The sequence below is a fragment of the Mongoliibacter ruber genome, assembly GCF_003003005.1.
Lineage (GTDB): Bacteria > Bacteroidota > Bacteroidia > Cytophagales > Cyclobacteriaceae > Mongoliibacter > Mongoliibacter ruber.
The window spans coordinates 1-9,701 of sequence record NZ_PVTR01000027.1; the positions used below are offsets into that span (position 1 = coordinate 1).

The following is a 9,701-nucleotide window of genomic DNA, read 5'->3' on the forward strand; positions in this document are numbered from 1 at the left end:
GGAACAGGAGGCGCAGGTGCTTGGACAGACAATGGTGATGGTACACATACTTGGACCTCAGATCCTATAGTCTCAGGTACAAATTATAATATAAGGATCTCAGATGCGGGTAATTGTGCTCCGATTGTGTTGACTGGAGCATCGCCTGTGTGTTGTGTTTTTGAAGTTACCTGTCCAACTTTTGAGCCTATAACGGTTGAGTGCTACGATGATATTCCATCGGCTACTACATTGACCATTACAGAATTTGGATCTTTAGGTAATGGCGATGGAGCTATTGGTGATAATCCATGCGGAGTAATTGAAATCACAGCAAGTAATAGTGCTGATCCTGGATGTAGTGGAGAGGTTATTAGAACTTATACCATAACTGAATATGAGGATACCAATGGGAATGGTGTAAGAGATGCGGGTGAAAATACTGTGTTGAACGAGGAGACTTGTTCTCAAGTCATTAATATTCAAGACACCACACCACCTGCCTTTTTTGTAGCTTGTGCTGTTGCTGACCTAAATTGTATACCAACACAATTACCAGTAGAAAATCTAACAGTTGAGTGTGATGCAGTACCTACTGCTGAGGTGTTGATAGCTACGGACAACTGTACTACAGACTTGGAAGTAGTTTACAATGAAGTAAAAACTGATGGTGCTTGTCCAAACAGCTATACCTTAACCAGAACTTGGACAGCTACGGACGAGTGTGGCAATGAAACATCACACACGCAAGTCATCACAGTTGTGGACACAGAAGCACCTACCTTTTTTGTAGCTTGTGCTGCTGCTGACCTAAATTGTGTACCAACACAATTACCAGTAGAAAATCTAACAGTTGAGTGTGATGCAGTACCTACTGCTGAGGTGTTGACAGCTACGGACAACTGTACTACAGACTTGGAAGTAGTTTACAATGAAGTAAGAACTGATGGTGCTTGTCCAAACAGTTATACCTTAACCAGAACTTGGACAGCTACGGACGAGTGTGGCAATGAAACATCACACACGCAAGTCATCACAGTTGTAGACACAGAAGCACCTGTTTTTGTACAAACTTTACCTGTGGATATTACAGTTGAATGTGGTGAAGTTCCAGATCCATTGACTCTAACAGCAACTGATAATTGCAGTGAGGCTTCAGTTTTTTCCATTGACTATATATTAGGGAATTCATCTGAAGAAAAAATCGGATTAGATAATACTAACTTTACTCAACAGACATTTGCAAGTTCAGATCCAGACGATGGGTTGATTTTTTACTTTAAAACTGGTGCTACCTTAACCTATTTTAATTCGGTTGAATTTTACGGGATGTCGTTTGCTGATATTCCAGCAGGCGTTGGCGAAGTTAGGCTTTATAATGCCTCGGAAAATCCAGCGAGTATGTCTTCTCTTGTTAGTATTGTAGGAACATACAATTATAGTGGTGAAAGTTTTGAAGAACAAACTTTCAATGTGACCACTTCAAATGATTTGATATTATTTCCTGAAACGACCTACGCCATTCAATTTGATGCACCGCTGGGTTATAGAGTCCCAGGAAACATTGGTCCAGCAACTTTAGATTTTGAATCGGACCTCGACTGGACTTATGTAAGTTCAAACTTGGGGGTTTCAGTAGGTGAAACGCCTATTTCGGTAATTTTAAATATTAATGCACAAGAAATTGAATCTGATTTAGGTAATTGTAGCTCTTATGATATAATAAGAAGATATATTGCTACAGATGAGTGTGGTAATGAAAGATCACACACGCATATCATCACTGTTGTAACACAAGATTTTGATATGCCAGATAATGCTGGTGTAACTGTGGCCTGTGCTTCAGAGATAGTAGCTCCAGAGTTGCCAGAAGTATTAGACAACTGTGGTAATGTGCTTACACCAAGCGAGCCTGTTATATCAGAAACACCTGAATGTAATGGTGATGTAACGTATACCTACACATATACAGATTGTGCTGAAAATAGTCACGATTGGACCTTTACCTACACGATAGAGGTACCTGTGGTGACAATGCCGTTGAACGGATCAGAAACCGTAGCTTGTGTGGATGATGCGGTAGAACCGAATGCCCCTGCAGTTACTGACAACTGTGGCAGAGAGATCATACCAACATTGTCCGTCGTAAGTGAAGATCCTGCCTGTGAGGGTACGAAAGTTTATACCTACACTTATACAGACTGTGCCGGAGAAGAGTACATCTGGACCTTTACCTACACGATCGAAGCACCTGTGGTAACGATACCGACCAACGGATCAGAAACCGTATCCTGTGTGGATGATGCCGTGGAACCGAATGCCCCTTCAGTTACTGACAACTGTGACAGAACCATCGTTCCAACCTTGACGAGTATAAGCGAAGATCCTGCCTGTGAGGGTACGAAAGTATATACCTACACTTATGAGGATTGTGCAGGTGAAACATACACCTGGACATATACTTACACGATAGAGACACCTGTGGTAACGATACCAACCAACAGATCAGAAACCGTATCCTGTGTGGATGATGCCGTGGAACCGAATGCCCCTTCAGTTACTGACAACTGTGACAGAACCATCGTTCCAACCTTGACAAATGTAAGTGATGACCCTGACTGTGAAGGCACGAAAGTTTATACCTACACGTATGAGGATTGTGCAGGTGAAATATACACCTGGACCTTTACCTACACGATAGAGGCACCTGAGGTAACGATACCAACCAACGGCTCAGCTACTGTAGCATGTGTTGAAGATGCAGTGGAGCCGAATGCCCCTACAGTTACGGATAACTGTAGCAGAACCATCGTTCCAACCTTGACAAATGTAAGTGATGACCCTGACTGTGAAGGCACGAAAGTTTATACCTACACGTATGAGGATTGTGCAGGTGAAATATACACCTGGACCTTTACCTACACGATAGAGGCACCTGTGGTAACGATACCGACCAACGGCTCAGCTACTGTAGCCTGTGTGGATGATGCGGTAGAACCGACAGCGCCAGAGGTTACAGACAACTGTGGCAGAACCATTGTTCCAACCTTGACAAGTATAAGTGATGATCCTGCCTGTGAGGGTACGAAAGTTTATACCTATACTTATACAGACTGTGCAGGAGAAGAGTACATCTGGACCTTTACCTACACGATCGAAGCACCTGTGGTAACGATACCGACCAACGGATCAGAAACCGTATCCTGTGTGGATGATGCCGTGGAACCGAATGCCCCTTCAGTTACTGACAACTGTGGCAGAGAGATCATACCAACATTGTCCGTCGTAAGTGAAGATCCTGCCTGTGAGGGTACGAAAGTTTATACCTACACGTATGAGGATTGCGCAGGTGAAACATACACCTGGACATATACCTACACGATAGAGACACCTGTGGTGACAATGCCATTGAACGGTTCAGCTACTGTAGCCTGTGTGGATGATGCGGTAGAACCGACAGCGCCAGAGGTTACGGACAACTGTGGCAGAACCATTGTTCCAACCTTGACAAGTATAAGTGATGATCCTGACTGTGAGGGTACGAAAGTTTATACTTACACGTATACAGACTGTGCCGGAGAAGAGTATACTTGGACCTTTACCTACACGATAGAGACACCTGTGGTGACAATGCCGTTGAACGGCTCAGAAACCGTAGCTTGTGTTGAAGATGCAGTGGAGCCGAATGCCCCTGCAGTTACTGACAACTGTGACAGAACCATCGTTCCAACCTTGACGAGTGTAAGTGATGACCCTGACTGTGAGGGTACGAAAGTTTATACCTACACTTATACAGACTGTGCCGGAGAAGAGTATACCTGGACCTTTACCTACACGATTGAAGCACCTGTGGTAACGATGCCAACCAATGGCTCAGCTACTGTAGCCTGTGTTGAAGATGCAGTGGAGCCGAATGCCCCTGCAGTTACTGACAACTGTGACAGAACCATCGTTCCAACCTTGACGAGTGTAAGTGATGACCCTGACTGTGAGGGTACGAAAGTTTATACCTACACTTATACAGACTGTGCCGGAGAAGAGTACACCTGGACCTTTACCTACACGATAGAGGCACCTGTGGTAACGATACCAACCAACGGCTCAGAAACCGTAGCCTGTGTGGATGATGCAGTGGAGCCGAATGCCCCTACAGTTACGGATAACTGTAGCAGAACCATCGTTGCAACCTTGACGAGTGTAAGTGATGACCCTGACTGTGAGGGTACGAAAGTTTATACCTACACTTATACAGACTGTGCCGGAGAAGAGTACACCTGGACCTTTACCTACACGATAGAGGCACCTGTGGTAACGATACCAACCAACGGCTCAGCTACTGTAGCCTGTGTTGAAGATGCAGTGGAGCCGAATGCCCCTACAGTTACGGATAACTGTAGCAGAACCATCGTTGCAACCTTGACAAGTGTAAGTGATGATCCTGCCTGTGAGGGTACGAAAGTTTATACCTACACTTATACAGACTGTGCCGGAGAAGAGTATACCTGGACCTTTACCTACACGATCGAAGCACCTGTGGTAACGATACCAACCAATGGCTCAGCTACTGTAGCCTGTGTGGATGATGCGGTAGAGCCTACAGTACCAGAGGTTACGGACAACTGTGGCAGGGAGATCATACCAACCTTGTCCGGCGTAAGTGAAGACCCTGACTGTGAAGGCACGAAAGTATATACCTACACGTATGAGGATTGTGCAGGTGAAATATACACCTGGACATATATCTACACGATAGAGACACCTGTGGTGACAATGCCGTTGAACGGATCAGAAACCGTATCCTGTGTTGACGAAGCAGTGGAGCCGAATGCCCCTACAATTACTGACAACTGTGACAGAACCATCGTTCCAACCTTGACGAGTGTAAGTGAAGATCCTGCCTGTGAGGGTACGAAAGTTTATACTTACATGTATACAGACTGTGCCGGAGAAGAGTATACCTGGACATATACCTACACGATAGAGGCACCTGTGGTAACGATACCAACCAACGGCTCAGCTACAGTAGCCTGTGTTGATGATGCAGTGGAGCCGAATGCCCCTACAGTTACTGACAACTGTGACAGAACCATCGTTGCAACCTTGACAAGTATAAGTGATGACCCTGACTGTGAAGGCACGAAAGTTTATACTTACACGTATGAGGATTGTGCAGGTGAAACATACACCTGGACATATACCTACACGATAGAGACACCTGTGGTAACGATACCAACCAACGGCTCAGAAACCGTATCCTGTGTGGATGATGCCGTGGAGCCGAATGCCCCTGCAGTTACGGACAACTGTGACAGAACCATCGTTCCAACTTTGACAAATGTAAGTGAAGGTCCTGCCTGTGAGGGTACGAAAGTTTATACCTACACTTATACAGACTGTGCCGGAGAAGAGTATACCTGGACATATACCTACACGATAGAGACACCTGTGGTGACAATGCCGTTGAACGGCTCTACTACTGTAGCTTGTGTGGATGATGCGGTAGAACCGACAGCGCCAGAGGTTACGGACAACTGTGGCAGAGAGATTATACCAACATTGTCCGTCGTAAGTGAAGATCCTGCCTGTGAGGGTACGAAAGTTTATACCTACACTTATACAGACTGTGCCGGAGAAGAGTACACCTGGACCTTTACCTACACGATCGAAGCACCTGAGGTAACGATACCAACCAACGGCTCAGCTACTGTAGCCTGTGTTGAAGATGCAGTGGAGCCGAATGCCCCTACAGTTACGGATAACTGTAGCAGAACCATCGTTCCAACCTTGACGAGTGTAAGTGAAGATCCTGCCTGTGAGGGTACGAAAGTTTATACCTACACTTATACAGACTGTGCCGGAGAAGAGTATACCTGGACCTTTACCTACACGATCGAAGCACCGGAGGTAACGATACCGACCAATGGCTCAGAAACTGTAGCCTGTGTGGACGATGCGGTGGAGCCGAATGCCCCTGCAGTTACGGACAACTGTGGTAGAGAGATCACACCAACCTTGACGAGTGTAAGTGAAGATCCTGCCTGTGAGGGTACGAAAGTTTATACTTACACTTATACAGACTGTGCCGGAGAAGAGTATACCTGGACCTTTACCTACACGATAGAGGCACCTGTGGTAACGATACCAACCAACGGATCAGAAACCGTATCCTGTGTGGATGATGCGGTAGAACCGAATGCCCCTGCAGTTACTGACAACTGTGGCAGAGAGATCATACCAACATTGTCCGTCGTAAGTGAAGATCCTGCCTGTGAGGGTACGAAAGTTTATACCTACACTTATACAGACTGTGCCGGAGAAGAGTATACCTGGACATATACCTACACGATAGAGACACCTGAGGTAACGATACCAACCAACGGCTCAGCTACTGTAGCCTGTGTTGAAGATGCAGTGGAGCCGAATGCCCCTACAGTTACGGATAACTGTAGCAGAACCATTGTTCCAACCTTGACAAGTATAAGTGATGATCCTGTCTGTGAGGGTACGAAAGTTTATACCTATACTTATACAGACTGTGCCGGAGAAGAGTATACCTGGACATATACCTACACGATAGAGACACCTGTGGTAACGATACCAACCAATGGCTCAGCTACTGTAGCCTGTGTTGAAGATGCAGTGGAGCCGAATGCCCCTGCAGTTACGGACAACTGTGGCAGAACCATCGTTCCAACCTTGACAAGTATAAGTGAAGATCCTGCTTGTGAGGGTACTAAAGTTTATACTTACACGTATGAGGATTGCGCAGGTGAAACATACACTTGGACATATACTTACACGATAGAGACACCTGTGGTGACAATGCCGTTGAACGGCTTTGCTACTGTAGCTTGTGTGGATGATGCGGTAGAACCGACAGCGCCAGAGGTTACGGACAACTGTGGCAGAGATATCATACCAACATTGTCCGTCGTAAGTGAAGATCCTGCCTGTGAGGGTACGAAAGTTTATACTTACACGTATGAGGATTGTGCAGGTGAAACATACACCTGGACATATACTTACACGATAGAGACACCTGTGGTAACGATACCAACCAATGGCTCAGCTACTGTAGCCTGTGTTGAAGATGCAGTGGAGCCGAATGCCCCTGCAGTTACGGACAACTGTGGCAGAACCATCGTTCCAACCTTGACAAGTATAAGTGAAGATCCTGCTTGTGAGGGTACTAAAGTTTATACTTACACGTATGAGGATTGCGCAGGTGAAACATACACTTGGACATATACTTACACGATAGAGACACCTGTGGTGACAATGCCGTTGAACGGCTTTGCTACTGTAGCTTGTGTGGATGATGCGGTAGAACCGACAGCGCCAGAGGTTACGGACAACTGTGGCAGAGATATCATACCAACATTGTCCGTCGTAAGTGAAGATCCTGCCTGTGAGGGTACGAAAGTTTATACTTACACGTATGAGGATTGTGCAGGTGAAACATACACCTGGACATATACTTACACGATAGAGACACCTGTGGTAACGATACCGACCAACGGATCAGAAACCGTATCCTGTGTGGATGATGCAGTAGAACCGAATGCCCCTACAGTTACTGACAACTGTGGCAGAGAGATCATAACAACATTGTCCGTCGTAAGTGAAGATCCTGCCTGTGAGGGTACGAAAGTTTATACCTACACTTATACAGACTGTGCTGGAGAAGAGTACATCTGGACCTTTACCTACACGATCGAAGCACCTGTGGTAACGATACCGACCAACGGATCAGAAACCGTATCCTGTGTGGATGATGCAGTAGAACCGAATGCCCCTACAGTTACTGACAACTGTGGCAGAGAGATCATACCAAACTTGTCCGGCGTAAGTGAAGATCCTGCCTGTGAGGGTACGAAAGTTTATACCTACACTTATACAGACTGTGCCGGAGAAGAGTACATCTGGACCTTTACCTACACGATCGAAGCACCTGTGGTAACGATACCGACCAACGGATCAGAAACTGTATCCTGTGTTGAAGATGCAGTGGAGCCGAATGCCCCTACAGTTACTGACAACTGTGACAGAACCATCGTTCCAACCCTGACGAGTGTAAGTGAAGATCCTGCCTGTGAGGGTACGAAAGTTTATACCTACACTTATACTGACTGTGCCGGAGAAGAGTACATCTGGACCTTTACCTACACGATCGAAGCACCTGTGGTAACGATACCGACCAACGGATCAGAAACCGTATCCTGTGTGGATGATGCAGTGGAGCCAAATGCCCCTACAGTTACTGACAACTGTGGCAGAGAGATCATACCAACATTGTCCGTCGTAAGTGAAGATCCTGCCTGTGAGGGTACGAAAGTTTATACCTACACATATACAGACTGTGCCGGAGAAGAGTATACCTGGACATATACCTACACGATAGAGACACCTGTGGTGACAATGCCGTTGAACGGATCAGAAACCGTAGCTTGTGTGGATGATGCGGTAGAACCGAATGCCCCTGCAGTTACTGACAACTGTGGCAGAGAGATCATACCAACATTGTCCGTCGTAAGTGAAGATCCTGCCTGTGAAGGCACGAAAGTTTATACTTACACGTATGAGGATTGCGCGGGTAATATACAAGACTGGACCTTTACCTACACGATAGAAGCACCTGTAGTGACAATGCCGTTGAACGGCTCAGCTACTGTAGCCTGTGTGGATGATGCCGTGGAGCCGAATGCCCCTACAGTTACGGATAACTGTAGCAGAACCATTGTTCCAACCTTGACAAGTATAAGTGATGATCCTGCCTGTGAGGGTACGAAAGTTTATACTTACATGTATACAGACTGTGCTGGAGAAGAGTACACCTGGACATATACTTACACGATCGAAGATAACATCAGCCCATTTGGAGATGCGCCTGGAGATTTAACTTTGGAATGTGTAGCAGATGTGCCAATTGCTGATATTTCTGTAATAACAAATGTAGCGGATAATTGTAGAGGAGATGTTTTTATAACCGTTGTAGATTCTGACAATGGTGGTAGTGGTTGTTCAGGAGATCCGTTAATTGTTTCAAGAATATTTACATTAACTGATTGTGCTGGCAACTCAACTGATCTGGTTCAGACTATTACGGTAGAGGATACTACAGCACCAGTGTTTGTGGAAGCCTTGCCGGCTAATGTTACGGTTACGTGTGCTACGATACCTTTGGCAGAGACCTTGACTGCTACCGATAACTGCGGAGAGACTACAGTGACCTTTGTAGAAACTAGAACAGAAGGCGACTGTGTTCAAGGTTATACTATCATAAGAACATGGATAGCCAAAGACGCCTGCGGTAATGAAACAGTTCATGAACAAGTAATTACTGTAATATCTCTCGATATAGAAGCCAACGACGATAACTTAGGTCCTATCAACGGCACAGAAGGGGGTACAGTACCGGGCAATGTATTGGATAACGATACCTTGAATGGTGAGCCAGTGAACCCTGATGATGTGACCTTGACACCGATCAATGTAGATCCTGACTCTCCGGTAGTGATCAACCCAGATGGAACGGTTACGGTAGCACCGAACACGCCAGCGGGAGACTACGAAGTAGAGTACAGCATCTGTGAGGTGTTGAATCCTGGCAACTGTGATACGGCAACGGTAACGGTAACAGTCACAGCTCCTAGGATCATAGCCAATGACGATGATTATGGAGTCCATCCTGTTGATTTTGGAGGAGTGTTGGGCAATATACT

At 45.9% G+C, this 9,701-nt stretch carries 1 protein-coding gene; it reads left to right on the forward strand.

Annotation, left to right across the window (positions count from 1 at the left end):
• On the forward strand, nt 1–9,701 hold a 9,701-nt coding region (locus tag CLW00_RS21480; RefSeq protein ID WP_170073265.1), incomplete at both ends, for an HYR-like domain-containing protein.